Source organism: Priestia sp. 179-F W1.4 NHS (genome assembly GCF_045369295.1).
Classification (GTDB): Bacteria; Bacillota; Bacilli; order Bacillales; family Bacillaceae_H; genus Priestia; species Priestia zanthoxyli.
Map to the genome: position 1 here is coordinate 79,602 of NZ_JBIQFF010000006.1, position 26,970 is coordinate 106,571.

The window sequence follows — 26,970 nt, forward strand, 5'->3', positions numbered from 1 at the left end:
TATTAGTTAAATAGGGGGAACGTCATGATGAAAAAGAAATCGTTTTTATCACTTGTTTCCATTTTGCTTGTGCTATCGCTTTTTCTAGCGGCATGCAGCGGTGGAAGCAGTTCTTCATCTTCTAGTAATAAAGAAGGCGGAGAAGCAAAAACTGAAGGTGCAAAAACAGACAAGCCAAAAGATGGCGGAACGATTACGTATGGGATTGACGGAGCGCCGGAAGGGCTTTTTGAGTACGCATTGTATGGTAGTGCGTATGATAGCCAAATCTTAGAATTTATCAATGAAGGTCTCTTTACTTATGATAAGAAATTAAAAATTAAATCTGACTTAGCTACTTGGGACGTGAGTGGTGATAAACTAACTTACACGTTTAAATTAAAAAAGGGGATTAAGTGGCATAACGGAGATCCATTAACTGCAGATGATTTTAAATATACGTATGAAACGATTGCTGATAAAGACTATACAGGTCCACGCTATGTAAACGTTGAGCATATTAAAGGCGCTCAAGAATATCATGACGGCAAAGCGGATTCTATTTCCGGATTTGAAGTGGTAGATCCGCAAACATTTAAAGTAACGTTTAAAGAAGTTCGTGTAAATAACTTAGACAATCTATGGCCGTATCCAATGCCGAAAAAGTACTATGAAGGAATTGCTGTAAAAGATCTTGCAGAGTCTAAACAAGTTCGTAAAGAGCCTATTGGTGTTGGACCATTTAAAGTGAAAAAAGTGGTAGCAAGTGAATATGTTCAGATGGAACGCAATGATGACTATTGGAAAGGTAAGCCTCATCTTGATGGCGTTGTTGTAAAAGTACTGGATCCATCTGTTTCCGCCGGAGCATTGAAAAAAGGCGATGTCGACATTATGGATGTTCGCCCAGCTGATTTAGGGCAAGTTGAAAAAGCAGAAAACTTAGACTTTTTGGAAGGGAAATCAACTAGTTATTCGTATATTGGTCTACGATTTGGACATCGTGATCAAAATGCTGGTAAAAACGTAGATGATTATGATAAGTTCAAAGATCTAAAACTTCGTCAAGCATTGCTTTACGCAATAGATAGAAAAGCAATGGTAAAAGCATTTATGAACGACAAAGCGGTTGTTTCTAACACAGTTATTCCGTCTGTATTCTGGATTGCTGCTGACCAAAAAGATTTAACAAAGTACAAGTATAGTCCGGAAAAAGCTAAGAAATTGTTAGCTGAAGCTGGTTATAAAGATAAGAATAATGACGGTTTTGTAGAAGATCCAAACGGAAAACCATTTACGATCTCATTTGGTCACTATGCTGGTCCAGCCAACTTCGAGGGTCGTGCGAAGGCTATTATGCAAGCATGGAATGATATTGGTATTAAAACAAAATTAGCAACGGGTTCACTTGTTGAATTTAACTTGTACAATGAAATGAAAGATAACGACGATAAGGCGTTAGAAGCGTTCTTCGGTTCTTGGGACACTGGTTCAGATCCAGATCCTACAGGATTATGGAGCTCTAATGCTGAATGGAACTATGGCCGTTGGGTAAATAAGGAATCTGATGAAATGCTTAAAGACGGTTTGAGTGAAAAATCATTTGATGATAAACACCGTAAAGATGTATATGTAAAATGGCAAAAATTCTTTAACGAGCAGCTGCCAGCACTTCCTTTATGGGAAAATATCAATATTTATGCTGTGAATAAGCGTGTGAAAAACGTAACTCTAGATCCATCAACGGTAGTTGTAGATCCGGAGAAATGGTCTGTAACGGAATAAGTATTTTACATGTAAAGGAGAGTCAACGATGCTGCAATACTCACTAAGACGTATTTTAGGGATGATTCCAATGTTGATTCTGATCTCCTTTGTTGTGTTTTCCCTGGCAAAAATGATGCCAGGGGACCCTTTTGGGGGAGAAATCAACCCCAGTAATACAGATCCAAAATACATTGAGGAAATGCGTGATAAGCTAGGATATAACGATCCTATCTACGTTCAATATTGGAACTGGGTAAAGGGAGTGGCACAAGGAGATTTAGGAAAGTCAACAACTCATAAGTTACCGACATTAGATATTATTTTAGAGCGTATGCCTAATACGATCTTTTTAGCTTTGACTTCGCTTTTGATTACGTATGTGTTTGCATTTATTTTAGGTATGTATGCAGGAAGAAAACCGTATACCTTAGCAGATAACTTTATTGCAGGATATAATTACTTTGCATTAGCGGTTCCATCGTTTATCGCAGGGATCGTAGGCATTTATTTATTTTCCTTTCAGTTAGGCTGGTTTCCGTTTAGCGGTTCTGTTGAAGTAGGATTAAAAGAGGGATCATGGGAATTTATTCAAAGTAGAATTCATCACGTTATATTACCTGCACTGATTCTTGGCTTGATGTCGACCGCGCAGTATACCCAATTTTTGCGCAATGATATTATTGAAAACAGTCGCAAAGATTTTGTGCGCACAGCTAGAGCAAAAGGAACAAAAGAATCTAAAATTTATAATGTTCATATCTTACGCAACTCAATGATTCCGCTTATTACGTTTTTAGGGTTTGATCTTGTAACAATCATTAGCGGTTCTATCATTACAGAGACAATCTTTACGTATCCAGGAATCGGAAAGTTGTTTGTTGACTCTGTAGCAACTCGTGACTACTCAGTTATGATGTCGCTTACAATGCTGTTTTCAATTTTAACATTGGTTGGGAATCTGGTTGCTGATTTGTTATACGGCGTAGCAGATCCGCGTATTCGTTTGGATTAGGAGGAGAAAGTATGGAAATTGTAACGAAAAAAGATGTACAGCCAGAAGTGAATATGAAAGCTCCTAAAAACCTTTCTCCATGGGCGATTGCGCGAAAGAAGTTTGTAAAAAATAAACTAGCCATGATAAGTTTGGCTTTCATGATTGTGATTACGCTTCTTGCCATTTTTGCACCGCTGCTTACAAAAGCAGATATTACACGTATCGACTATATGGCGATGAATGCAGCGCCTTCCAATGAGCATTGGTTTGGAACGGATACAAATGGTCGAGACGTATTTGCACGTACATTGTATGGAGGAAGAACTTCGTTACTGATTGGAGTTGCTTGTACAACACTCGTTATTTTAATCGGAACTCTTATTGGTTCGATTGCGGGTTATTACGGAGGCAAAGTGGACCAATTCTTAATGCGTTTTACAGACTTTGTCTTAAACTTTCCGCTCATTGTTTTTGTTGTAGTGTTAAATACAATTCTAATTGGAAAAATCTCAGGCGTTTGGACGCTCATCCTAGTTGTTAGTTTCCTAAGCTGGGGAAGTACGGCCCGGCTGGTGCGAAGCAAAGTCTTGGCTGAAAAAGAAAATGAATATGTGCTTTCAGCTGTTTCCATTGGGTGCAGCCCGTTTAAAATCATCTTCAAACATTTGCTGCCAAATGTGTTTTCAACGATTGTGGTTCAAGCCAGTTTGCAGATGGCCATCCTTATCGTGTTTGAGTCAGCGATTAGCTTTATCGGTTTTGGCGTGCCGGCTGATACGCCGAGCTGGGGGAATATGCTGACAGAAGCAAGGGAATCAGATGTGCTGCAGAATAAGCCTTGGATGTGGGTTCCGCCAGGTTTAGCTATTACATTTACGATCCTGGCTATCAACTTCATTGGTGAAGGATTAAAAGATGCTTTAAATCCAAAATCTCTTCGTTAAAAATCTATCACAAAAGTGTGATAGATTTTTTTAGGTTTGTCAGACCTCCTGACAAACCTATTACTATAGAAGAAACTCGGATTTTTTCTGCTTATAGGGGTGGATATAGTTCATGAAGCCTGTAGCAATCATTAGCACTGGCGTTATGTCTGAGCTTCGAAATAAGTGCATTTGCATAATAACCAAAAACGAAGGTATTTTACAATTAATTTTTAGAAAAATAACATCATTTGGAATAAAAATTCCTTTCTCTGCCTATACTGATGGATAACAAACAGATAGTAAGTGAGGGGTAAATTATGCTATATCTTCATGATGTATGGGTTAATTGGTTTGAAGGCGAAGAAAACGGTTATAATGTGTGTCATTTCCATGAGTGGAGAAAAGACGATTGTGTAGAACTGCTCGATCAAGCACCGTTATTAAAAGTAAATCCGCTTTTATTTCATTACATTGAAAATGATCTTTCCGAGCTACCTCAACAACTACTACAAGATGTCTATCAGAAAGCATACATTCGGAAAAATCATGAGCGCACGCAGGTTGAATATTGTTTTATTGTTACAGATGGAACGAATATTTTAGCAATTGATACGATGGGCTATCATATCCCAATTCGAAAAAGCCGCTTAATTCCAAGACAAGAACAGTTAGTTTATGAGATGATTGCGGATCAAGAAGAGCTAGAATATAAGTTCAGTGAAGACGAGCTAACTAAAAAAGAGCATCATATTCTTTCGCCGTCTCCTGAAACGATGAGAGGGCTAACACGTAAAGAACGTCAGCTAAAACAGCTGTTATTTATGGCACTTGATCAGCTACATACAACAAAAAATACAGCTCAAATCCGCTACTGGTACACAGAGTGGAATCCAACGAAATACGAAGACATTCAAGAGATGCCGTTTCAAGACGTATGGAATCAGCTATACGATGAAACGAAGTCAGGGTGGTCACCGAAACATAAATTATTATGCGAGCGCTTAGTAAAAGGACAACCTTTCTTTGAAAAACTTTGGGAAATTGAACAAGAGCCAAAAGTGAATTAAAAAAACGACTGCATAGCAGTCGTTTTTTTTTTAACGTTTACGGCCAATTCCCATTGCGTTTCGCATTTTGCGAAGCATTTTATTAGCCGTTGCATTTGCTTTATCGGCACCTTGATCTAAAATATCATCTAACTCGCTAGAATCAACTAATTCATAATATCTTTCTTGAATTGGAGCAAGTGCTTCAGCTACTACTTTAGCTGTGTCAGCTTTAAAGTCACCATAACCTTTGCCTTCGTACATTGCTTCAATGTCTTCGATTGATTTATTTGCTAGGATTGAATAAATGCTTAATAAGTTTGAAATACCTGGCTTATTTTCTTTATCGTAGCGAACAATACCTTCTGAATCCGTTACGGCACTTTTGATTTTCTTTTCAATCGTTTTAGCGTCATCCAAGAGCGTAATAAAAGCTTTTTGGTTTGGATCGGACTTGCTCATTTTTTTCGTAGGATCTTGAAGAGACATGACGCGTGCGCCCACTTTTGGAATACGTACTTCAGGAATAGTGAAGATATCATTGTATTTTTTGTTAAAGCGCTCAGCTAAGTCACGCGTTAATTCTAAATGCTGCTTTTGATCTTCACCAACTGGAACCAAATCGGTGTTGTATAAAAGAATATCAGCTGCCATTAGTGGAGGATAAGTTAATAATCCTGCTGATACTGCTTCTTTTCCAGCGGACTTATCTTTAAACTGAGTCATACGCTCAAGTTCACCGATATACGCTACGCACTGTAACATCCATCCTGCTTCCGTGTGGGCGGGCACTTCTGATTGAATAAATAAAGTTGATTTTGCTGGATCAATTCCTACTGCTACATACAGAGCAGCAAGGCTGCGAATGTTTTTACGAAGTGCTAAACGGTCTTGAGGCGCTGTAATTGCATGCTGATCTACAATACAAAAATGACAGTTATAGTCATGTTGAAGTTCAACAAATTGCTTCATCGCTCCAATGTAGTTACCTAAAGTGATTGTACCGCTTGGTTGAATACCTGAAAAAATTGTTTTCATCAAATCTTCCTTTCATCTGCACATATATGATGCTAGTTTACGTATACAACATAAAAAGGCCCATCCGCTCCTAGCATAAGCTAGGGGCGAATGGACCGCGTTGCCACCCTAATTAGCACACATTATTGTGAACTATCTTTATTCATGTAACGTTGAGATCAACGTTCAAGCTTTGCACTTGAAAGCTCCAAAGTCCATTCTGCAGGTTTCAATGTTTGTTCTCACCAGCCACAAACTCTCTAAAAATGAAAATTCTGCATACTACTCTTTTTCACAGCTTTAATTATATAGTTATTCGTTATTATAACGCGAAAAAGCAGGAATTTAAACATCTTATCGCTAAAAAGTTTTATAAGACAATTTACTGGAATTTTTCTTCGGCAAAAAAAGACAAGAACCTTTTAATTAAAGCATTTCTTGATGAAAATTTGGTGGAGGATTTGGTAAAAATCTTTTATTTAGTATTTCTAATGCCTTTGTAATACTATTGTAATACCTATACTACAAAAAAGATTTTAGACGTCTGACAAGTAGGCACAATCCTTATAAGATAAGGTTTTTTCCCTCATGACAAAAAAATACCATTAAATAATAGTATTGCAATAAATTTTTAAAATATTTATAATAGGCGTAACAAACATATTTTTTACAAAGGTATTACAATTTCTTAATTTTTCAGAAAAAACAAAATAGCCAATGTTTTGTTTCAATTAGCGAATTTTGTAATGAATGAGTCTTCTACATATTAAGCGCATACATTGGATTTACAACATGTAAACAATTGATGACAGTTTCATAGGGTAGAAGAATAATTTTGCAGTGAGGTCTTTAGCACTCTACTACGTGAAAAAATAACTGATTATTTTGTATTGAAAGAGGATTAAGAAATTAGTGCATATCAAAAAAATATGGTTGCCACACAAACAAAATTTAATAGGGGGTAACACGCAATGAAGAAAAGGTTGTCAATTCTTTTCAGTTTGCTGCTTGTAATGAGCTTGTTTTTAGCTGCATGTGGATTTAACAAAGAATCTGGTGGCAGTGAAAATGCTAGCAGTGATGGCGGCGACAAGAAAAAAGAGCAAGAGCTTCGCGTAAACATTAAAACTGAGCCTTTCTCACTGAACCCAGGCTTAGCTAATGATTCAACGTCATCAAACGTATTATTACAAACATTTGAAGGTTTAACTCGTATTGGTAAAGATGGAAAACCTGAAAATGCCATGGCGAAAGATGTAAAGATCAGCGATGATCAAACTAAATATACGTTTACGATTCGCGACGATGCAAAATGGTCAAATGGTGACCCTGTAACAGCAAAAGATTTCGAATATGCATGGAAATGGGCGTTAGATCCTAAAAACGAATCTCAATATGCATATCAATTATACTATGTTAAAAATGCACAGGCTGCTAATGAAGGAAAAGGTTCATTAGATGATGTTGCCGTTAAAGCAACAGATGATAAAACGCTTGAGGTAACATTAGAAAACCCAACGCCATATTTCTTAGAATTAACAGCTTTCTATACGTACTTCCCAGTGAATACGAAAATTGCTGAATCAAATGAAAAATGGTACACAAATGCAGGCGAAAACTATACGTCAAACGGTCCTTTCAAGCTTAAAACTTGGAAACATAACGACAAAATTGAGTTAGTTCCTAATGAAAACTATTGGGATAAAGATGCTGTAAAACTTAAAAAAGTTGAAATGTACATGATCAATGATAACAACACTGAACTTTCAATGTTCAAAAACGGTGAATTAGACTGGGCGGGTATGCCTACCGGTCAATTACCAGCTGATGCACTTCCTGAATTAAAGAAAGACGGTTCATTAAACATTCAAGAGATTGCAGGTACTTACTGGTACAAGTTTAATACAGAACAAAAACCTTTAGACAATGTGAACATTCGTAAAGCATTAGCTTATGCAATTGATCGTAAAGGTATTACAGAACAAATTACAAAAGACGGTTCAGTTCCAGCGATGGCGGCTGTACCACCAACAATGTTTGAAGATAACAAAAAAGGCTACTTCAAAGACAATGATGTGAAAAAAGCAAAAGAATATTTAGAAAAAGGCTTGAAAGAAATGGGCCTTAAAGATGCTTCAGAACTACCAGCAATTAAGGTTTCATACAACACGGATGAAAAACATGCAAAAATTGCACAAGCTGTTCAAGATATGTGGAAGAAAAACCTTGGTATTAAAGTACAGTTAGACAACTCTGAGTGGGCTGTTTACATTGAAAAGTTACACCAAGGAGATTATCAAGTTGGGCGTATGGGCTGGTTAGGAGACTTTAACGATCCAATCAACTTCCTAGAGTTATTCCGTGACAAAAAAGGCGGAAACAATGATACAAACTGGGAAAATCCAGAATATAAAAAGTTATTAATTGACTCTCAAAAAGAAACAGACCCTAAAAAACGTCAGGCAATGTTGAAAAAAGCAGAAGGTATCTTCATGGATGAAATGCCAGTGGCACCAATCTACTTCTACACAAATGCTTGGGTACAAGACAAGCAGCTGAAAGATGTTGTGATGTCTGGTCTTGGAGACATTCAGATTAAGTGGGCTCATTTTGAGTAAGTAACATCAATTATGACAAAGGGTATATGGGGCCTGGTGCTCCATATACTTTTCTTTCTTGTGCGCGAATTTTGTAAAAATATGGAGGTGTGTCAGGGTGTTCAAATATATAGGAAAACGACTTATTTATATGTTTCTATCATTATGGCTGATCGTAACAGCGACCTTTTTCTTAATGCGTGCTGTTCCAGGAGGTCCATTCACATCAGAAAAGCAGCTTCCCCCTGAAATTCAAAAAAATCTAAATCAGTATTACGGTTTAGATCAGCCTTGGTACCATCAGTACTTTGATTACTTAACATCAATTTTAAAGTGGGATTTTGGTCCATCTTTCAAATATAAAGGCCAAACGGTAAATGATTTGATTAACGGCGGATTCCCTGTTTCATTCATGCTAGGGATGGAAGCTATTTTAATAGCGATTGCTATTGGCGTAGTACTAGGTGTTATTGCTGCTTTAAAACATAATAAGTGGCAAGATTACACGGCGATGGTTATTGCAGTTCTAGGAATCTCAGTTCCAAGTTTTATCATGGCAGCGGTATTACAATACGTTCTGGCTATGAAACTACAAATTTTTCCGGTTGCACGCTGGGAATCTTGGGCACACACGGTGTTACCAGCTCTCGCGCTTGCTTCAACCCCTATGGCGTTTATCGCACGATTAACTCGGTCGAGTATGCTTGAAGTATTAAGCAATGATTATATTCGTACAGCGAAAGCAAAAGGTTTAAGCAGAGGCGTTATTACAGTTAAGCACGCCATGCGAAATGCGATGCTTCCAGTCGTATCCTATATGGGACCTTTAGTAGCAGGGATTTTAACGGGTAGCTTTGTTATTGAAAAAATATTTGGTATCCCGGGATTAGGTTCACACTTTGTACTCAGTATCTCAAACCGAGATTATACAACGATTATGGGCGTAACGGTGTTCTACAGTATTTTACTACTTTTTTGTATCTTGCTTGTAGATATTGCATACGGCTTCATTGACCCTCGAATTAAACTTACAGGTGCTAAGAAAGGAGAGTAACTATGCAGCAACTTCCGAAAATTCCTAAAGAAATGTTTGAAACAGCAGGGATTGACCACGCTCAGGCAGAAAAGATTGAAAAACCGAGTCTTTCATTCTGGCAAGATGTTTTTATTCGTTTTCGCAAAAATAAGCTTGCTATGTTTGGTGTAGTACTAATGGTTCTCCTTGTTTTTATGGCTATATTTGGTCCATTGATGGTGAAATATGATTATGCAACCAATGATTTGCTGAATGCTAATCAGGCTCCATCTTCTGAGCACTGGTTCGGTACAGATGAATTAGGGCGTGATGTTTTTGCTCGTACGTGGGAGGGCGCTCGTATTTCATTATTTATCGGGTTAGCAGCAGCTTTAATTGATTTATTCATCGGCGTAGTTTGGGGAAGCATCTCTGGATACCGCGGCGGCCGTACGGATGAAACAATGATGCGTGTTGCGGATATCTTATATGGTGTTCCTTACCTTTTACTGGTTATTATTTTAATGGTTATGCTTGGCCAAGGGTTAGGTACGATGATCTTGGCGATGACCATTACCGGCTGGATTAACATGGCCCGTATTGTACGCGGACAAGTATTGCAGTTGAAAAACCAAGAGTACGTAATGGCTTCACAAACATTAGGAGCAACAACAAAGCGTATTTTATTTAAACATCTTATTCCGAATGCAACAGGTCCAATTTTAGTAACAATGACACTAACGATTCCTTCAGCAATCTTTACAGAAGCATTTTTAAGCTACTTGGGACTAGGCGTTCCGGCACCGCTTGCAAGCTGGGGAACAATGGCTTCAGAAGGCTTACCTGCTTTGGAATACTATCCTTGGCGCTTATTTTTCCCAGGTTTGTTTATCTGTTTAACAATCTTAGCGTTCAACGTAATTGGTGATGGATTACGAGATGCGTTAGATCCAAAACTACGTAAGTAAGGAAGTGAACTCATATGTCACGTTTATTAGAAGTAAAAAATTTAGCTGTATCATTTAAAACATATGGCGGAGAAGTTCAAGCTGTTCGCGGCGTTAACTTCCACTTAAATAAAGGTGAAACGCTAGCAATTGTTGGTGAGTCAGGATCTGGTAAAAGTGTAACTTCACAAACAATCATGCGCCTTATCCCGATGCCTCCTGGCCGAATTAAAAGCGGTGAAATGCTGTTTGACGGCATTGATTTAGCAAAGAAAACGGATAAAGAAATGGAAGCTATTCGCGGTAAGGATATCGGTATGATTTTCCAAGATCCGATGACTTCTTTAAATCCAACAATGAAGGTTGGAGCTCAAATTGGTGAAGTCGTAATCAAGCATTCCAAAGTATCTAAAGCGGAAGCGAAAAAACGTGCAGTCGAGTTATTAACGCTTGTAGGCATTCCTTTTCCAGAACAGCGTGTGAATCAATATCCGCATGAATTCAGCGGAGGGATGAGACAGCGTGTTGTCATTGCGATGGCTCTTGCTTCTAATCCGAAATTACTGATTGCTGATGAACCAACAACGGCGCTTGATGTAACAATTCAAGCTCAAATTTTAGAGTTGATGAAAGACATTCAGAAAAAAACGGATACATCTATTATCTTTATCACCCATGATCTTGGTGTAGTAGCAAATGTAGCAGATCGAGTAGCCGTTATGTACGCTGGTCAAATTGTTGAAACGGGCACAGTGGATGAAGTGTTTTACGACCCAAAACATCCGTATACGTGGGGACTTTTAGCTTCTATGCCAAGCTTAGATAACGAGGCGGAAGAAGAGCTGGCTGCTATTCCTGGAACGCCGCCAGATTTAACGAATCCTCCAAAGGGAGATGCATTTGCAGCGCGAAATCCGTACGCAATGAAAATTGATTTTGAACAAGAACCTCCAATGTTCAAAATATCGGATACGCACTATGCAAAAACATGGCTCTTACATCCGGATGCACCAAAAGTAGAGCCGCCTGCTTCAGTTCAGCGCCGCATGCGTAAAGTTGACAATGTATACAGTACACCTGTACTCGTAGCGAAGGATGGTGAATAACATGACAGATAAATTATTAGAGATTAAAGGCCTGAAGCAACATTTTTTCACAAGTAAAGGAACAATTAAAGCGGTTGATGGTCTGACGTTTGACATCTTCCGCGGAGAGACGTTAGGTCTTGTAGGTGAATCTGGTTGCGGAAAGTCAACGACAGGCAGAACGATTATTCGTTTATATGACGCTACTAGCGGTGAGGTGCTATTTAATGGCGAAAATGTACATGGTCGCAAATCTCGCTCGGAGCTTAAAAAATTCAATCGTAAAATGCAAATGATTTTCCAAGATCCATATGCGTCACTTAACCCTCGTATGACCGTAGCAGATATCATAGCAGAAGGCATTGACATCCACGGTTTAGCTAAGACGAGAAAAGAGCGTATGGCAAAGGTTCACGAGCTTCTTGAAACAGTGGGGCTTAACAAAGAACATGCAAATCGCTATCCACATGAGTTTAGTGGCGGCCAGCGTCAGCGTATCGGTATCGCAAGAGCACTGGCAGTAGAACCTGATTTTATCATCGCAGATGAACCAATCTCAGCTTTGGATGTATCTATACAAGCTCAAGTTGTTAATTTAATGAAGAAGTTACAGCGTGAACGTGGACTAACCTATTTATTTATCGCCCATGATTTGTCAATGGTAAAATACATTAGTGACCGCATCGGCGTTATGTACAGAGGTAAGATTGTAGAGCTTGCACCAAGTGATGAACTTTATCGAAACCCTGTTCATCCATATACAAAAGCGTTGCTTTCAGCTATTCCGCTTCCCGATCCTGACAGTGAAAAAACGCGTCAGCGCAAAATTTATGATCCAAGTATCCATGATTATAACGGTGAAGAACCGGAGCTTAGAGAAGTATCTCCAGGTCACTACGTGTCTTGTTCTCAAGCAGAGTTTGCCGCATATACAACCTAACAAAAACGATCTCACAACGAGGTCGTTTTTTATTTAGTTATCAAAGAACGCTAAACTTTAAATTGGAAAAAACATGTAAGAACAAGTGACATTAGCGCTTTACAGGTATTATACAATACAGGATTAGAAAATACTATTAAAAATTTTCAGAATTTTATATTTAAGACAAAATATCTATGTTGAAACCTTATAACTAAAGGAATATAAGTGATTAATAATGTTGTGTGTTGAATAATAATTCAAAAATATAAAAGAAGGTAGACGTATGCCTACCTTCTTTTTATAAATCTGCTAAGATATCGCCGTCTTTACGATTTTTGTCAATTTTTAATACTTGATCTGCCGGCTGATAAGACGCACCATATATTTCTTTGTCTTTGTAAGTATGAATTAACTCGTACGTTTTTTTCATTTTATTTAAAATGCTTTCCTCTGTTTCAGAGGTAGGAGACCAGTATAGAATTTCCATCTGATTAACTTCATTTGTAGCTAATGAGCGGCGGTTATAGCCGATTGTTTGAGCATGCTTAAAGTCTGCACGTTTATAAAAATGCAGTCTTTTTGCTGAGTCTGAATCTTTATAGTCTATAGGCTCTACTTCTAGGATAATTGGTTTGTTATGTTGTTTTAACTCATCAATTAATTTACCACCAAGCCCTTGACCTCTAGCGTCTTTTGAAACAAAGAGGTAATCAATAAAGATAAATTGGTCTGTTTCCACGTACATTAATACGTGATGAGGTCCTTCATTTTTATGATAAATATCGCTTCGTTCTTGTAAAAGCGTTTCGATATGCTTCTTTGATTTCATTTCTTCAATGGGAAAATATTGACTTAGTTTTTCATACCAATTCATAGCACCCTCCTACTGATCTTTTCATGATGATGTTCATAATAGTGTTTAAACAGTTATCTTATCTTTACCCTTTTTAGGGAAAAATAAGCATCTATAATTGAAAATAAGGAAAAATAATAGATTTATTATTCTTAATAGTTAGAAAATTATAGCGGAATAAGAACATATAATGTAAAAAATGTTTTTTATTATATTTTTATTGTAAGTTTATTTGTGAAAATCACAAAAAACTATCGCATTTTTTGTGATTTTTGATAAAATGAACAAAGTGAAGTTTTTTTAATATTGTATTTTATAGATGTGATAGCGGTAAAATGCAGGTGTGGAACTTGCAATATCAGATTTTTAGTACATACAATGCCTAGAATTATTTGTTTGAAAAATAAGTTAATTAGCCGCTATTAAATGAAATGGACATGTTAGGAGAGAGAATTATGCAAGGAAACACGCAAGAAAAAGAATTAAGCCGTGGACTTGAGGAAAGACATATTAGCTTAATGTCTTTAGGCGCAGCTATCGGAGTTGGACTGTTTTTAGGTTCTGCATCCGCTATTCGGTTAGCAGGTCCTGGTATTCTTATCATGTATGGAATCAGTGGTCTTATTATGTTTTTTATTATGAGAGCGTTAGGTGAAATGGCAGTACAAAATCCAGTAGCCGGTTCTTTTAGTAAGTATGCTAACGATTATTTGGGACCACTAGCTGGTTATTTAACAGGCTGGAACTACTGGTTTATGTGGATTATTACATGTATGGCTGAAATTACAGCCGTTGGAGTATATATGGATTTTTGGTTCCCAGGTGTGCCCCAGTGGATATGGGCACTTGCAGCGCTCGTTATCATGACAGGCGTTAACTTTTTAGCTGTAAAAGCATATGGTGAACTAGAGTTTTGGTTTTCTCTTATTAAAGTAGTAACGATTATCCTTATGATTGTGCTTGGTCTAGGCATGATTATCTTTGGAATTGGAAATGGCGGCATTGCAACAGGAATCAGTAATTTATGGAATCACGGTGGCTTTTTCCCGAATGGTATGAAAGGTGTTCTTCTATCACTTCAAATGGTTATGTTTGCTTACCTCGGTATTGAAATGATTGGGGTAACAGCAGGAGAGGTAAAAAATCCGGAAAAGACGTTAACAAAAGCAATTGATAATGTACTGTGGAGAATTTTGATTTTTTACATCGGAGCTTTGTTTGTTATTATGTCTATTTATCCTTGGCCAGAGATCGGAGCACAAGGAAGCCCATTTGTTTTAACATTTGATAAAGCTGGAATTCCCGCTGCAGCAGGGATTATAAACTTTGTAGTGTTAACAGCGGCTTTATCTTCTTGTAACAGTGGGATTTTTAGTACAGGCCGTATGTTATTTAATTTAGCTCAGCACGGGGAAGCACCAAAACGCTATGCCAATTTAACAAAAGGCGGCGTGCCCGGTGCAGCAGTTATTGCTTCAGCTGTTGTACTGCTACTCGGAGTTGGCTTAAACTATGTTGTTCCTGATAAGGTGTTCACGTGGGTGACAAGTATCGCTACTATTGGAGCGATTTGGACATGGGGAATTATTTTACTTTCTCAAATTCGCTTCCGCAGAGGATTAAGTGATCAGCAGGTAAGTGATTTAAAATATAAGCTTCCGTTCTTCCCGTATACGTCGTATCTCGCTCTTGCTTTCTTAGCGGGGGTAGTAGTGGTGATGGGTTTCTCCTCTGATACAAGAATAGCCCTTATTGTAGGTCCGATATGGTTTATTTTGTTGGTTATTATTTACTATTCAAAAGGTTTTCATAAAAGATAAAAAATAAGGCTGAGACAAACCTATTTTTGTTGAAGGGAAATCCGAACGCGTTGAATTCTTGATTAAGAATCTAACGCGTTCGGATTTTTTTGTTTGTAGGGTGAACGTAGGTTTACTGTATGTATGGGCTTCTAGCTGTTGATTGGAGGACAAGGCGAAGACTTCTGCGGGAAAAGCGAGACAGGCTCACCGCCCGCGGAAAGCGAAGTCTTGCATGGAAATGAACAGCGGTGTCACAAGCGCAATCCACACGAGCTCATATATCCCGTCTGTTCATCTATAGATGAATGGAGTTATGTCTCAGCCGCATTTTTTTCCAAAAGAAAATGAAGGATTTATTATTTCACTTTTCGCTTTAGTGTGCTAATATATTATATTGTTAAACAAATGAAGAAATAAATAATTTCTATGTTTTAATAGATTAGCATCGAGCTTTCTATGTCAAAAGTTTAAGCTTTTGACATAGAAAGCAAAAGGAGACACAGCAAATGAAAGACAAAAAATGGGGACTTTGGTTTTTAACAGCCTTTGTAGTTGGTAATATGGTAGGCGGCGGAGTATTTATGCTTCCTTCTAATTTAGCAAACGTATCAAGTCCAATTGGTTCAACACTTGCTTGGATTGCAACAGGTCTTGGCGTGTTCATGATTGCTCTTGTGTTCGGGAACTTAGTTATGAGAAAGCCTGAATTAAAAGGAGGGCCTCAAAGTTATGCAGCGAACCTTTTTTCATCGCCTAAAGCAGGTAAAGTAGCTGGGTATAGCATGGCTTGGGGTTATTGGGCAGCAAACTGGGCTGCAACAGCATCTGTCATCATATCGTTTGCGGGATATTTAACAACGTTCTTTCCAGTAATGGAGAGTAAGGATATTTTATTTTCAGTCGGAGATTTTCAATTAGAAGCTGGGAAATTTATTACGTTTTTAGTATGTTCTGTTGTATTATGGGGAATTCAAGCTATTTTGCAGCGAGATATCAATAGCGCCGGTAATATTAACTTTATCACAACGGCAGCTAAAATTATTGGATTCGGTTTATTTATTGTTGTGGCGCTATCGCTATTTAGCGCATCCAACCTCGTCAGTACAGAATTTGTTAATTCAAAGGGTATAAATGTAGGATTAGGAAGTCAGGTCAATGGAGCAGCCATTGCTACGCTGTGGGCATTTATCGGAATTGAATCAGCTGTACTGTTATCTAATCGTGCAAAATCACAAAAAGTAGTAAAGAAAGCAACGCTGCTTGGATTATTAATCTCAATGGTTATCTATGTGGGGATTACGCTTCTAGCTATGGGGATTCTTTCGACAGCTCAGCTTCAGCAGTCTCAAAAGCCTTTGGTAGATACGTTAGAAATGGTTATTGGACATAAAGGTGCTTACGTAATGGCCATTTTAGCACTTATATCTTTATTAGGTTCTACTGTTGGATGGATTGTTGTTAGTGCAGAAGTTCCTTATCAAGCAGCAAAATCAGGGTTGTTTCCACAGTGGTTTGCTAAAACGAATCAGAACAATAGTCCAGCCCGCTCACTAACATTAACAAATGGCTTAACACAGTTGTTTTTGTTTGCGACTATTTCAGGCACAGTTTCGCAAGCCTATAATTTCGCTATCGTTGTAGCTACTCTTGCCTATTTAGTTCCTTATTTCGTGACGACAGTTTATCAATTAAAGCTTATTGTGACGGGTGAGACGTACGACACGATTAAAGGATCGCGAGTAAAAGACGGGATTATTGCTTCGTTAGCACTTATTTATTCGCTATGGGTGATTAAGACAGGGACAGCTGATTTAAAAACATTTTTCCTAGGTATTGGATTATTTGTAATCGGGCTTTTACTGTATCCTATCTTAATGAGACGAGGAAAAAGCACATCAGCTATTAAATAAATAAGAGATTATCTCAAAAGCTTTGCAGAAAAGTCATTTCTTCTGCAAGGCTTTTTTAGTGACTGAAAAGTTCGAGGAATTTGTGAAAGAAAAAAATAATAAAAAAATGAAACTAATCTACAGGTTTATTCGTAATAGTAGTGTGGTAAATAAATAATGAAGAAAATCGGTAATGAAAATAATGACAGTGAAGGAACGAACTAATGTACTAGTTCACTTTAAAAAGTATATCATTCCGATGAAGTTTATAGTATAATGCAAATAGATATTATTTTTTAAAAGTAATTATAAAGTAGTATCGATTTTCATTATCAGTCATTAAATATTTACACTCGTTGAAGTTTGTATAAAACAACATGATTTACAGTTCATGTTTTGAATGTTATGACCGATTATGATAGAAGGAGTGAAGGAGTAAATGGTTACATTATATACATCACCAAGTTGTACATCTTGTCGTAAAGCGAAAGCTTGGTTAGAGGAAAATGATATTGGATATACAGAGCGTAATATCTTTTCAGAGCCGTTATCAATCGATGAGATTAAAGAAATTTTACGTATGACAGAAGATGGAACAGATGAAATCATTTCAACACGTTCGAAAACTTTCCAAAAACTAGACGTTCAGGTAGACGCTATGCCTTTACAAGATTTGTATGAATTAATTCAGCAAAATCCTGGCTTATTGCGCCGTCCGATTATCATTGATGAAAAACGTCTACAAGTTGGTTATAATGAAGACGAGATCCGTCGTTTCTTACCACGTAAAGTGCGTACTTTCCAACTTCGCGAAGCTCAAAGACTTGTGAATGGTTAATTTTTATATTTGTCTGTTTAAGATTTAAATACGAAACCAACCAAGTAACGTTTGCTTGAAGTTGGTATATGAAAAATAAGCAGCAGGGAGCCAAATGGCCTCTGCTGCTTATTTTTTGTCGAAATAGCAGGGGAAATGAAGTATATATGTAATTAATAAAGAAAGAGAGTAATTAAACATATAAAAGTGGTGGTGAACGGATTGGAGCTTTTACAGCTAAAATATTTCCAAGTAGTTGCTAGACTAGAACATATCAGCAAAGCGGCTGAAGAGCTATACGTATCTCAGCCTGCGCTCAGCAAAACGATTTCACAGTTGGAAAAAGAGCTAGGCATTCGTTTGTTTGATCGAAACGGTAAATATATTAAATTAAATCGGTACGGTAAAGCGTTCTGTTCCAAAGTAGAACGTGCTTTAAAAACATTAGAAGACGCAAAGCATGAGCTAAAGGATATGTCGAACGATCCATGTGAAGAAATTCGTCTTGTTGTGTTAGCTAGTTCACATTTACTTCCAGAGCTATTAAGCAGGTTTCGTGAGCAATATCCTCAGGTTCGTTTTCGGCTAATGCAGCATTTGACTAATAGCTATTCACAGCCTGATTTTGATTTATGTATTTCAGCTTTTCCATTAACAACCCGTCAGATCGAACATACTCCTTTACTTCGTGAATCGATTTTGCTTGCAGTCCCTCTTGATCATCATTTAGCCAAGCAATCACGTGTAAAGTTAAATGAACTTAAAAATGAGAAATTCATTGTGCTAAAGAAAGGGAAAGAGCTAAGAAAAATAACGGATGCGATTTGTAAGGAACAGAATTTTGTACCTCAAATTACGTTTGAAAGCGATGATCCAGCAACAGTGAGAGGTTTGATTAGAGCGAAGCAAGGAATAGGTTTTATTCCTGAAGTGACGTGGGGAGGTTCTACAGGAAAGGATGTGAAACTGCTAAAAATTGAAGAAGAAACATTTGAACGTACAATCTTTTTAGCTTGGAACAATGGAGGCTACGTGACGGATTTACAACAAATCTTCAGGCAGTTTGTGATTGATTATTTTAAACATTTACCCTCGGATATGCCTCATGAATACATATAAGAATCATGACTAAATGTCATAGTTTTTATTTCTTTTTCGAATAAATCTAAAATGAACAGTAGAGAAAAACTGCATTATGTCATTTTTGATATAAGTATATAACTAAAAATGCATAGGTTATTCAACTTTTTTCCTTTACACTATTTTTAAACCATAAAGTAAACGTTTTCAATAATGGGTTGGGGAGGAAGTAATATGATAATCTTCGGTGTAGCGCTGCTGTCTATTTGCATGTTAATAGGAGTAATTGTAGGGGACGCATTAGGAGGGCTGATGGGAGTAGAAGCCAACGTTGGGGGAGTAGGGGTATCCATGCTTCTTCTTGTACTAGCGGTGGATTATTTAAAGAAGAAAAATAAGCTCCAAGTAAAATCCGAAGAAGGCATTGCTTTTTGGGGAGGAATTTATATTCCTATCGTGGTAGCGATGTCTGCACAGCAAAATGTTGTAGCTGCTCTTGATGGAGGAGGCATGGCGATTCTTGCAGGGGTGGTAGTAGTCGTAGTAGGCTTTTTATCCATACCATTTATCAGCAGAATAGGAGAGAAAGCGAAGGTGAATGAACAAGAAATAGAGCTTTCTATTTTACCTAAGGAGCAGATAAAATGATGAATATGATTAAAGAAGGATTAGAAAATAACGGACTGATTATGGCATTTGCTATTATTGGGATTGTCATGTATATTGCTTATTTTTTATCAGATAAATTAACAAAAGGAAGAGTTCACGGATCTGCTATTGCTATTATGTTTGGGCTAATCCTTGCTTATATCGGTGGGGTGAATACAGGAGGAGAAAAAGGGATTTCTGATATACAGTTATTTTCAGGAATTGGTTTAATGGGCGGGGGGATGCTGCGAGATTTTGCCATTATTGCTACTGCGTTCGGTGCCAATTTTAGCGAAGTCAAAAAAACGGGAATCAGCGGGATTACGGCTTTGTTTTTTGGGGTTTTCTATTCCTTTGTACTAGGTGTAATTATTGCTCTTTGTTTTGGGTATAGAGATCCCGTTGCTTTGACTACAATCGGAGGAGGGGCCGTGACCTATATTGTGGGACCGGTTTCTGGAACTGCGATTGGAGCCTCTTCTGATATTATCGCGTTAAGTATAGCTGTAGGATTAATTAAATCCATTTCAGTTATGATTTTGACACCGATATTTGCTAAGAAAATCAAATTAAACAACCCTCGTACAGCAATGATCTATGGAGGAGTTATGGGGACGACGAGCGGTGTAGCAGCTGGTTTAGCGGCGACAGATGTAAAACTTGTACCTTACGGAGCCATGACAGCTACATTTTATACAGGTCTTGGTTGCTTACTCGTACCATCTATTCTTTTTTTACTCACAGAGATTATTTTTTAAGTGTACAAAGTGTTTTATGAATAAAAGACTGCTGTGCTCATTAAACTAAAGAAAAGGCCATACTAAATAAAAATGTTTAGTATGGCCTTTTCTTTATCATTTAGTTGAACGAAAGCTATTAACAGCCATGCCGCTTATCAGCACAACAGCAATTGTTATAAACGGAATAAATGTTCCTAGAGATGTATGGTCTGCAAAGAATGAATGTAAGTTCTTTTCATGTCCAATCATATTTCCAGCAGTATAAGCTAAAATAGCTGCTCCGCCGTAAACAAGCAGGGGAAACCGTTCCATCAAATACAAAATGAGCTTGCTTCCCCAAACAATAATAGGGACGGATACGAGTAGTCCCGTGACAACTAAGATAATATTTCCATGAGCGGCGCCTGCCACAGCTATTACATTATCTAGTCCCATTACAATATCAGCAAATACAATCGTTCTCACAGCGGCGCCTAACGTCACACCTGCACGAATTGAAGATGCATCGTCACCTTCTGATACAAGAAGCTTAAAGGCAATGAGCACTAATAAAAAACCGCCGATGAGCTGCAAGTAAGGAATAGTTAGTAAATAAACAGCTAAAATAGTAAGTACAATGCGAACGATCACAGCTAAGCCAGTCCCTAAAAAAATAGCTTTATTTCGTTGATGTTCAGGTAAATTGCGGCTTGCTAAGGCAATAACAATAGCGTTGTCTCCACCTAATACAATATCGATACCGATAATAAGAAGAATGGAGGTTATTAATTCTAAATCCAATAATCTTCCCTCCCAATATGTAAGGATAAGTAGCTCATATTGCTTTATCTGTGTTCATTTTTAACAAAAAGCGTTCATAGGGTAAAGAGATTATGTATATAACAAAGTAAGGTGTAAGGTGGCTATGAGTTGTCAGAGTATTTTTTATTTCCTTTCTTTCGCATTTTGTCATAAAATAGATATACAAGGTTCACTCAAATAGTGTATGCTTGTATATCCCAAGTTAGAATGCTTTACAAAGTGAGAAAGTACATGTAATATTGCTTTAACACGGGGGTAAAATAGTCCCTTCATCGTTTAGGGGTAATGTTCGAAATGGCCGGATTACCTTCACTGATTTTTCCGAAGGGAGAGATGATAATGGAAATCGAACGCATTAATGAAAACACAGTAAAATTCTTTGTCACTTACGTAGATATTGAAGAACGTGGATTTGATCGCAATGAAATTTGGTTTAGCCGTGAGCGCAGTGAAGAGCTATTCTGGGAGATGATGGACGAAATTCATCAAGAAGAAGAGTTCGTAGCAGAAGGTCCTCTTTGGATTCAAGTACATGCGCTTGAGAAGGGGCTAGAGGTTATCGTAACAAGAGCACAAGTTTCAAAAGACGGTCAAAAGTTCGAAGTACCTGTTGGTGAAAATGATAAAATCGATATCCCTGTAGATGGAAAAATTGAAGCGTTGCTTGATCATCAAGCGAATCAAAATAAAAAAGCTGATTTTGAAGAAGAAATTATAGAAGACGAAGGGCTACAGTTCGTCGCGCGCTTTCAAGACTTAGAACATTTAATTTCCTTAAGTCACCATTTAGAGTTAGATGATATCATCAACAGCATGTACGTGTTTGAAGGGAAATATTATTTATACGTTGAGTTTACAGATGATGAAGACTTTGTAGCTGAAATTGATAACATTTTAAGTATCATTTTAGAATATGCAAATGAATCAAATGTAACAGTTCATCGTTTAATGGAATATGGAAAAGAATTAATCAGTGAAAATGCACTTGAACAAGTAAAACAGTATTTTCCTTTACGATAATAGCAGCCGATTTCATGTATATGAAATCGGTCTTTGTTTTGTCCTCTTTTTTGGAAAAGCTCTCCGCTCATATCGAACAGTATAGGTAGAAAAAGCAGGCGGCTGTTTCCTACACGGGAAAGTGTAGTGTTAAAATACCAAGTTTGAGGATAATAACAGTATAGAAACCTGTTATGAATGATGAAAGATTGGTTTTAGGATAGGTGAAAACAAGTTGAAAAATAGATTACAGCTTTTAATTTTTGTTGTTGGTATTATTGCCTTGCTTTATTTTACAAAAGGGTATTGGGACGGTAAATTTATTGGCGTGCTAAGTATCTTAATTACGATTAGTGTTGTTTTCATCGGTCTTGTTATTTCATTAGAAAACCGTCATCCAACTCAAACGCTAACGTGGCTCGTAGTATTAGGCGGTTTTCCAGTAATAGGGTTCTTTTTTTATTTGTTATTTGGACGCAATACGCGAAAACGGCGTTTATTTGCTAAAAAAGCAAAGCTGGATGAACAGGTGCTTTTAAAGATGGAAAGAGATTCTGGTATATTAGAAAATCACTTTGAACAGTTGGGCACCAGTAGGAAGCAAATGCTGAAGCTAGCCGTGAGGCTTGGCAAGAGTCCCATTTCTTTTTCTTCAGATACGCGCGCATTGACGAATGGAAAAGAGACATTTCACGAAATTATGGAATCTTTAAAGCATGCAAGGCATCATATCCATTTAGAGTATTACATCGTACGACATGATCACTTAGGAGAACAAATTAAAGATATTTTAATTCAGAAAGTACAAGAAGGAGTTTATGTACGTTTCTTGTATGATGCCGTGGGCAGTTTTCAGCTTTCACCGCATTATATTCATGAGTTAAGAAACGCGGGCGTAGAAATGATTCCGTTCTTGCCGGTGAGACTTCCATTTCTCAATAATAAAATCAACTTCCGTAATCATCGTAAAATTGTAGTCATTGATGGAACAATTGGATTTGTAGGAGGTTTGAACATTGGTGATGAATATCTCGGAAAAAGTCGGCATTTTGGCTTTTGGAGAGATACTCATTTGATGGTGAAGGGTGAGGCAGTCCGTTCATTACAGCTTATTTTCTTACAAGACTGGTATTATATGACAGGGCAGACAATGCTTACTCAAACGTATCTATCGCCGGATTTAATTGACATTGATATGGAAAAGTGCGGCGGTGTTCAAATGATTGCCGGCGGACCAGACCGTGAGTGGGAAATTATTAAACACTTATTTTTTTCGATGATTACGTCTGCGAAAGAGTCCATTTGGATTGCTTCTCCTTACTTCATACCTGATGAAGATATTTTTACTTCTCTCAAAGTAGCTGCTTTAAGCGGTATAGATGTAAGGCTTCTTGTACCTCAGAAGCCCGATAAAAAAATTGTTTTTCATGCATCACGCTCTTATTTTCCTGAGCTGCTAGAAGCAGGTGTGAAAATTTACGAGTATAAAAAAGGATTTATGCACAGCAAGATTGTGATTGTTGATAGAGAAATTGCCTCTATTGGAACAGCTAACATGGATATGAGAAGCTTTCATCTGAATTTTGAAGTAAATGCTTTTTTATATCGCACAGCTAGTACCCAAAAGCTCGTATATGAATATATGCAAGATTTAGAAGAAACGAGTGAGCTTCACTTTAAAGACTTTGAAAAGCGGCCATTTATACAGCGGCTGTTTGAATCAACAGCTCGTTTGCTTTCACCGCTATTATAATCGCTGTAAACCACATTGCGTATGCTGCAATGTGGTTTTTTTCTGAAAGAAAAGGGTTTAGTAGAAAGGTGTCGAATACAAGGATATAGCTCGCTACTATAGGAAGGAGAAATGTACGATTGTTAGTTGCCCGAACAGAAGAAGGCCTCATTTCACTAGCTCAGCGCTTTTCGCTTGAACAGCTTAAGCTGTGGAAAAAAGAAAAGCAGTTCTACTGTCCCTCTTGTCAATCCCCTGTACAGTTAAAGGTAGGTACAAAAAAAATCCCTCATTTTGCTCACCTGAAAAAAACGTGCGTCGCTCAGCATGAAGGTGAAACAGATTATCATCTTGACGGAAAGCGAAAGCTGTTTCACTGGTTTAGTTCTCATCTTGAAGTCGAGTTAGAAAGGTACCTTCCTGACATTATGCAGCGTCCAGATCTTCTTATAGATACCCCTTCGCAAAAATATGCAATCGAATTTCAATGTGCGTCCTTATCTTCCTCAGTGCTAACCAAACGTTCTATTCATTATGAGAAAGGAAATTATATGCCTCTTTGGATTATGGGAGCAAAAAGAATGAAACGCTTATCCACTTATATGTATCAACTTTCTTTTCAAGAGTGGCAGTTTCTCACTCTTTCCGATTATACGCCCACACTTCTTTATTTTTCACCTTCTACTAATCAGCTGTTGAAACTTGAACACCTTATGCCTTTTTCATCTCAAATTTGTTATGCACAGCTTGTCGTGCTCTCTCCTCACGAGCATACCTTTCATGATCTTTTTTCTACACATACACAGCCTCAATTTTTCTCTTCATGGGTAAAGAAAAAGAAGGCATGGAGAACGCATTATATCCTCTATCCTAATCAGAAGCTTCAGCCTTTTTTACACGCTCTTTATGAAAACAATATTCCTCCTTCTCATATTCCAGCAGAAGCGGGCATGCCGCTGCCTTCTTTATACATGATTGAAACGTCTGCTACTATATGGCAAACGTGGCTGCTTCTTGATTTAATGCAGCAGAAGCAGGTAGGGGATTTAGTTACAGAAAAAGAGTTATGCAGGCTATGGCTCTACAGAATTCATCAGAGGCATATTGTGTTTCGGTCTTTGCCGATGGCCCCTGTTGCTGTGGAACAGCCCTTGTTTGAGTATATAGAGGTATTATGCCGGTTAGGGATACTAACGTCTATAACTTCTGGGTTATACAAAATCAGAAGGCCTTATACGATTCCAAAGCAAACATCCGATGCTTTTTTAGAAGATGGACAGATGATGAAAAAGTGGTTAAATCAAGCAAAAGAAGTGACATAACCACTGAAAATCAGTACGCTTAAGAAAGAATCCTTTTTTCAAAAGCGTACTGACTTTTGATTAATTCTTTTAAAACAACATACAATAACCAAAGAAATAAAAAGGATTCGCCTTAGAAAAAGCGAACAGTTATAGACAGGTAGAAAAAGATGGAGGGATGACCATGAGTGAACAATCAAAAGTAAAAAAGTTACCAAGTAGAAGCGAGATAAAAGTAGAAGATACGTGGAAACTAGAGGATATTTTTGCTTCAGATGACGCATGGGAAAAAGAATTTGAAGAAGTAAAAGCTCTTATTCCAAAAATGGAAAAATTCAAAGGGAAACTTGGAGAGTCCGCTCAAACTTTATACGACGCTCTTCAAGAGCAAGATGAGCTCACAATGCGCGTTAGTAAACTTTATACATATGCTCATATGCGCTACGATCAAGATACCACTAATTCTTTTTATCAAGGGTTAAATGATCGTATCAAAACACTTTATACTCAAATTGCAAGTGCACTATCTTATGTAACACCAGAAATTTTGTCTATTGAAGAATCAAAAATTAAACAATACATGGCGGAACATAAAGAGCTAAAGTTATATGCTCATGCATTAGATGAAATTACTCGCGAACGTCCGCACATTTTATCAGAAAGCGAAGAAGCGCTTCTGGCTCAGGCTTCTGAAGTATTAGGATCTTCAAGCAACACGTTTGGAATGTTAAACAACGCGGATTTAGAATTTCCTTCTATTAAAGACGAAAATGGAGAAGAAGTAGAAATTACGCACGGACGCTATATTCGTTTTTTAGAAAGTAGCGATCGCCGCGTACGAGAAGAAGCGTTTAAAGCGGTGTACGAAACGTACGGTAAATTTAAAAATACGTTTGCAAGTACATTAAGCGGCACGGTGAAGAAAGATAATTTTAGCGCCCGCGTTCGTCACTATAATTCAGCTCGTCACTCAGCTCTTAGCACAAATAATATCCCAGAAGAAGTATACGATAACTTAGTTAAAACAGTGAACGATAATTTGCATTTATTGCATCGATATATTGATTTACGTAAGAAAGTATTGGGAATTGAAGAGCTTCATATGTATGATCTCTATACGCCTTTAGTAAAAGACGTAAAAATGGAAGTAACGTATGAGGAAGCAAAAGATTATATTTTAAAAGGTCTGAAACCACTAGGGGAAGACTACCTTAATGTGTTAAAAGAAGGATTTGAAAATCGTTGGGTAGATGTTCATGAGAACAAAGGCAAGCGAAGCGGTGCTTATTCTTCAGGAACGTACGGCACCAATCCTTATATCTTAATGAACTGGCAGGATAATGTAAATAACTTGTTTACACTAGCCCATGAATTTGGCCATTCTGTACACAGTTATTACACAAGAAAAACGCAGCCATATCCTTATGGAGATTATTCAATCTTTGTGGCAGAAGTAGCTTCCACGTGTAATGAAGCGCTTCTAAACGATTATTTACTAAAAACGATTGATGATGAAAAGCAGCGTTTGTACTTACTTAACCATTATTTAGAAGGGTTCCGCGGTACGGTATTCCGTCAAACGATGTTTGCTGAATTTGAGCACGATGTGCACGTGCGTGCTCAAAACGGAGAGCCGCTTACACCTGAATTATTAACAAAATTATATTATGACTTAAATAAAAAATATTTTGGAGACAACTTAGTAATTGACGAAGAGATTGGGTTAGAATGGGCTCGTATTCCGCATTTCTACTACAATTACTACGTTTATCAATATGCTACAGGATTCAGTGCAGCAGCGGCATTAAGCAAGCAAATCCTTGAAGAAGGAGATGCAGCTGTTGAGCGCTATGTAGGTTTCTTAAAGTCAGGAAGCTCCGATTATCCAATTGAAGTGTTGAAAAAAGCAGGAGTGGACATGACAACATCTCAGCCTATCGAAGAAGCGCTAGCCGTATTTGAAGAGAAATTAACGGAAATGGAACGTTTATTAAATCAATAAAATTAAAATGA

At 37.6% G+C, this 26,970-nt stretch carries 23 protein-coding genes and 1 other annotated feature; of the genes, 20 read left to right on the top strand and 3 right to left on the bottom strand.

Annotated features, from left to right (window positions below):
• Nucleotides 1–24: 24 nt before the first annotated feature.
• The 5 genes from opp4A to ACH0CI_RS22370 all read left to right on the top strand — a co-directional run bounded on the left by opp4A (nucleotide 25) and on the right by ACH0CI_RS22370 (nucleotide 4,733).
• Nucleotides 25–1,764, top strand: a complete 1,740-nt coding sequence (gene opp4A / locus ACH0CI_RS22350; protein ID WP_335708112.1) for an oligopeptide ABC transporter substrate-binding protein — start codon at nucleotides 25–27, stop codon at nucleotides 1,762–1,764.
• Between the two features lie 28 nt (nucleotides 1,765–1,792).
• On the top strand, nucleotides 1,793–2,758 hold the full coding sequence (gene opp4B, locus ACH0CI_RS22355) for an oligopeptide ABC transporter permease (RefSeq protein ID WP_013055410.1): 966 nt from the start codon (nucleotides 1,793–1,795) through the stop codon (nucleotides 2,756–2,758).
• 11 nt (nucleotides 2,759–2,769) lie between these two features.
• The gene (opp4C, locus tag ACH0CI_RS22360; protein ID WP_406902286.1) at nucleotides 2,770–3,684 is read left to right on the top strand and encodes an oligopeptide ABC transporter permease; all 915 of its coding nucleotides are present in this window, start codon (nucleotides 2,770–2,772) and stop codon (nucleotides 3,682–3,684) included.
• 112 nt (nucleotides 3,685–3,796) lie between these two features.
• Nucleotides 3,797–3,955: a hypothetical protein gene (locus tag ACH0CI_RS22365; protein WP_155017005.1), complete on the top strand. Its 159-nt coding sequence runs from the start codon at nucleotides 3,797–3,799 to the stop codon at nucleotides 3,953–3,955.
• 28 nt (nucleotides 3,956–3,983) lie between these two features.
• Nucleotides 3,984–4,733, top strand: a complete 750-nt coding sequence (locus tag ACH0CI_RS22370) for a YjbA family protein (RefSeq protein WP_028412368.1) — start codon at nucleotides 3,984–3,986, stop codon at nucleotides 4,731–4,733.
• Nucleotides 4,734–4,763: 30 nt separating this feature from the next.
• Here ACH0CI_RS22370 and trpS read toward each other — a convergent pair whose 3' ends face one another.
• Nucleotides 4,764–5,753, bottom strand: a complete 990-nt coding sequence (trpS, locus tag ACH0CI_RS22375; RefSeq protein WP_028412367.1) for a tryptophan--tRNA ligase — start codon at nucleotides 5,751–5,753, stop codon at nucleotides 4,764–4,766.
• A gap of 76 nt (nucleotides 5,754–5,829) precedes the next feature.
• Nucleotides 5,830–6,034: a binding site (T-box leader), on the bottom strand.
• A gap of 666 nt (nucleotides 6,035–6,700) precedes the next feature.
• On the opposite strand from trpS, the gene ACH0CI_RS22380 reads away from it, so the two are divergent.
• The 5 genes from ACH0CI_RS22380 (at nucleotide 6,701) to ACH0CI_RS22400 (ending at nucleotide 12,313) form a co-directional block, all read left to right on the top strand.
• Nucleotides 6,701–8,347: a peptide ABC transporter substrate-binding protein gene (locus ACH0CI_RS22380; protein ID WP_165635464.1), complete on the top strand. Its 1,647-nt coding sequence runs from the start codon at nucleotides 6,701–6,703 to the stop codon at nucleotides 8,345–8,347.
• Nucleotides 8,348–8,444: 97 nt separating this feature from the next.
• Complete coding sequence (locus ACH0CI_RS22385; protein WP_013055415.1) at nucleotides 8,445–9,380, top strand: ABC transporter permease; 936 nt, start codon at nucleotides 8,445–8,447, stop codon at nucleotides 9,378–9,380.
• A 2-nt stretch (nucleotides 9,381–9,382) separates the two neighbouring features.
• Nucleotides 9,383–10,309 (top strand): ABC transporter permease, encoded by a 927-nt coding sequence (locus tag ACH0CI_RS22390; protein ID WP_014461585.1) that lies wholly within the window; start codon nucleotides 9,383–9,385, stop codon nucleotides 10,307–10,309.
• A gap of 14 nt (nucleotides 10,310–10,323) precedes the next feature.
• A complete protein-coding gene (locus ACH0CI_RS22395) occupies nucleotides 10,324–11,394 on the top strand; it encodes an ABC transporter ATP-binding protein (RefSeq protein WP_028407470.1) in 1,071 nt (356 codons plus the stop codon).
• Nucleotide 11,395: 1 nt separating this feature from the next.
• On the top strand, nucleotides 11,396–12,313 hold the full coding sequence (locus ACH0CI_RS22400; protein ID WP_028412364.1) for an ABC transporter ATP-binding protein: 918 nt from the start codon (nucleotides 11,396–11,398) through the stop codon (nucleotides 12,311–12,313).
• 280 nt (nucleotides 12,314–12,593) lie between these two features.
• On the opposite strand, the gene ACH0CI_RS22405 is transcribed toward ACH0CI_RS22400, so the two are convergent.
• Entirely contained in the window at nucleotides 12,594–13,169 is a 576-nt protein-coding gene (locus ACH0CI_RS22405) for a GNAT family N-acetyltransferase (protein ID WP_028412363.1), read from the bottom strand.
• 434 nt (nucleotides 13,170–13,603) lie between these two features.
• Here ACH0CI_RS22405 and ACH0CI_RS22410 point away from each other — a divergent pair, with 434 nt between their 5' ends.
• The 6 genes from ACH0CI_RS22410 to madM all read left to right on the top strand — a co-directional run bounded on the left by ACH0CI_RS22410 (nucleotide 13,604) and on the right by madM (nucleotide 20,142).
• A complete protein-coding gene (locus ACH0CI_RS22410; RefSeq protein WP_406902287.1) occupies nucleotides 13,604–14,968 on the top strand; it encodes an amino acid permease in 1,365 nt (454 codons plus the stop codon).
• A gap of 488 nt (nucleotides 14,969–15,456) precedes the next feature.
• The gene (locus tag ACH0CI_RS22415; RefSeq protein WP_047751651.1) at nucleotides 15,457–16,860 is read left to right on the top strand and encodes an amino acid permease; all 1,404 of its coding nucleotides are present in this window, start codon (nucleotides 15,457–15,459) and stop codon (nucleotides 16,858–16,860) included.
• A gap of 418 nt (nucleotides 16,861–17,278) precedes the next feature.
• The gene (gene spxA, locus ACH0CI_RS22420) at nucleotides 17,279–17,677 is read left to right on the top strand and encodes a transcriptional regulator SpxA (protein ID WP_013055422.1); all 399 of its coding nucleotides are present in this window, start codon (nucleotides 17,279–17,281) and stop codon (nucleotides 17,675–17,677) included.
• A 201-nt stretch (nucleotides 17,678–17,878) separates the two neighbouring features.
• A complete protein-coding gene (locus tag ACH0CI_RS22425) occupies nucleotides 17,879–18,775 on the top strand; it encodes a LysR family transcriptional regulator (protein ID WP_028412360.1) in 897 nt (298 codons plus the stop codon).
• A gap of 195 nt (nucleotides 18,776–18,970) precedes the next feature.
• Nucleotides 18,971–19,384 carry a malonate transporter subunit MadL gene (gene madL / locus ACH0CI_RS22430; RefSeq protein ID WP_033578048.1) on the top strand — a complete coding sequence of 138 codons (414 nt, stop codon included), beginning with the start codon at nucleotides 18,971–18,973 and terminating at the stop codon, nucleotides 19,382–19,384.
• Nucleotides 19,381–20,142, top strand: a complete 762-nt coding sequence (gene madM, locus ACH0CI_RS22435) for a malonate transporter subunit MadM (RefSeq protein ID WP_335387643.1) — start codon at nucleotides 19,381–19,383, stop codon at nucleotides 20,140–20,142. The genes madL and madM overlap by 4 nt, the downstream gene beginning before the upstream one ends.
• Nucleotides 20,143–20,238: 96 nt before the next feature.
• Here the strand turns inward: madM and ACH0CI_RS22440 are convergent, their stop codons facing one another.
• Nucleotides 20,239–20,904 carry a TerC family protein gene (locus tag ACH0CI_RS22440; RefSeq protein ID WP_335387640.1) on the bottom strand — a complete coding sequence of 222 codons (666 nt, stop codon included), beginning with the start codon at nucleotides 20,902–20,904 and terminating at the stop codon, nucleotides 20,239–20,241.
• A gap of 360 nt (nucleotides 20,905–21,264) precedes the next feature.
• Here ACH0CI_RS22440 and mecA point away from each other — a divergent pair, with 360 nt between their 5' ends.
• The 4 genes from mecA (at nucleotide 21,265) to pepF (ending at nucleotide 26,959) form a co-directional block, all read left to right on the top strand.
• A complete protein-coding gene (mecA, locus tag ACH0CI_RS22445) occupies nucleotides 21,265–21,945 on the top strand; it encodes an adaptor protein MecA (RefSeq protein ID WP_013055427.1) in 681 nt (226 codons plus the stop codon).
• Between the two features lie 214 nt (nucleotides 21,946–22,159).
• Nucleotides 22,160–23,677, top strand: coding sequence for a cardiolipin synthase (cls, locus tag ACH0CI_RS22450; RefSeq protein ID WP_025749882.1), 1,518 nt, complete (start codon nucleotides 22,160–22,162; stop codon nucleotides 23,675–23,677).
• Between the two features lie 119 nt (nucleotides 23,678–23,796).
• Nucleotides 23,797–24,978 (top strand): competence protein CoiA, encoded by a 1,182-nt coding sequence (locus ACH0CI_RS22455; protein ID WP_335387638.1) that lies wholly within the window; start codon nucleotides 23,797–23,799, stop codon nucleotides 24,976–24,978.
• A gap of 163 nt (nucleotides 24,979–25,141) precedes the next feature.
• On the top strand, nucleotides 25,142–26,959 hold the full coding sequence (pepF, locus tag ACH0CI_RS22460) for an oligoendopeptidase F (RefSeq protein ID WP_034267646.1): 1,818 nt from the start codon (nucleotides 25,142–25,144) through the stop codon (nucleotides 26,957–26,959).
• Nucleotides 26,960–26,970 lie beyond the last annotated feature (11 nt).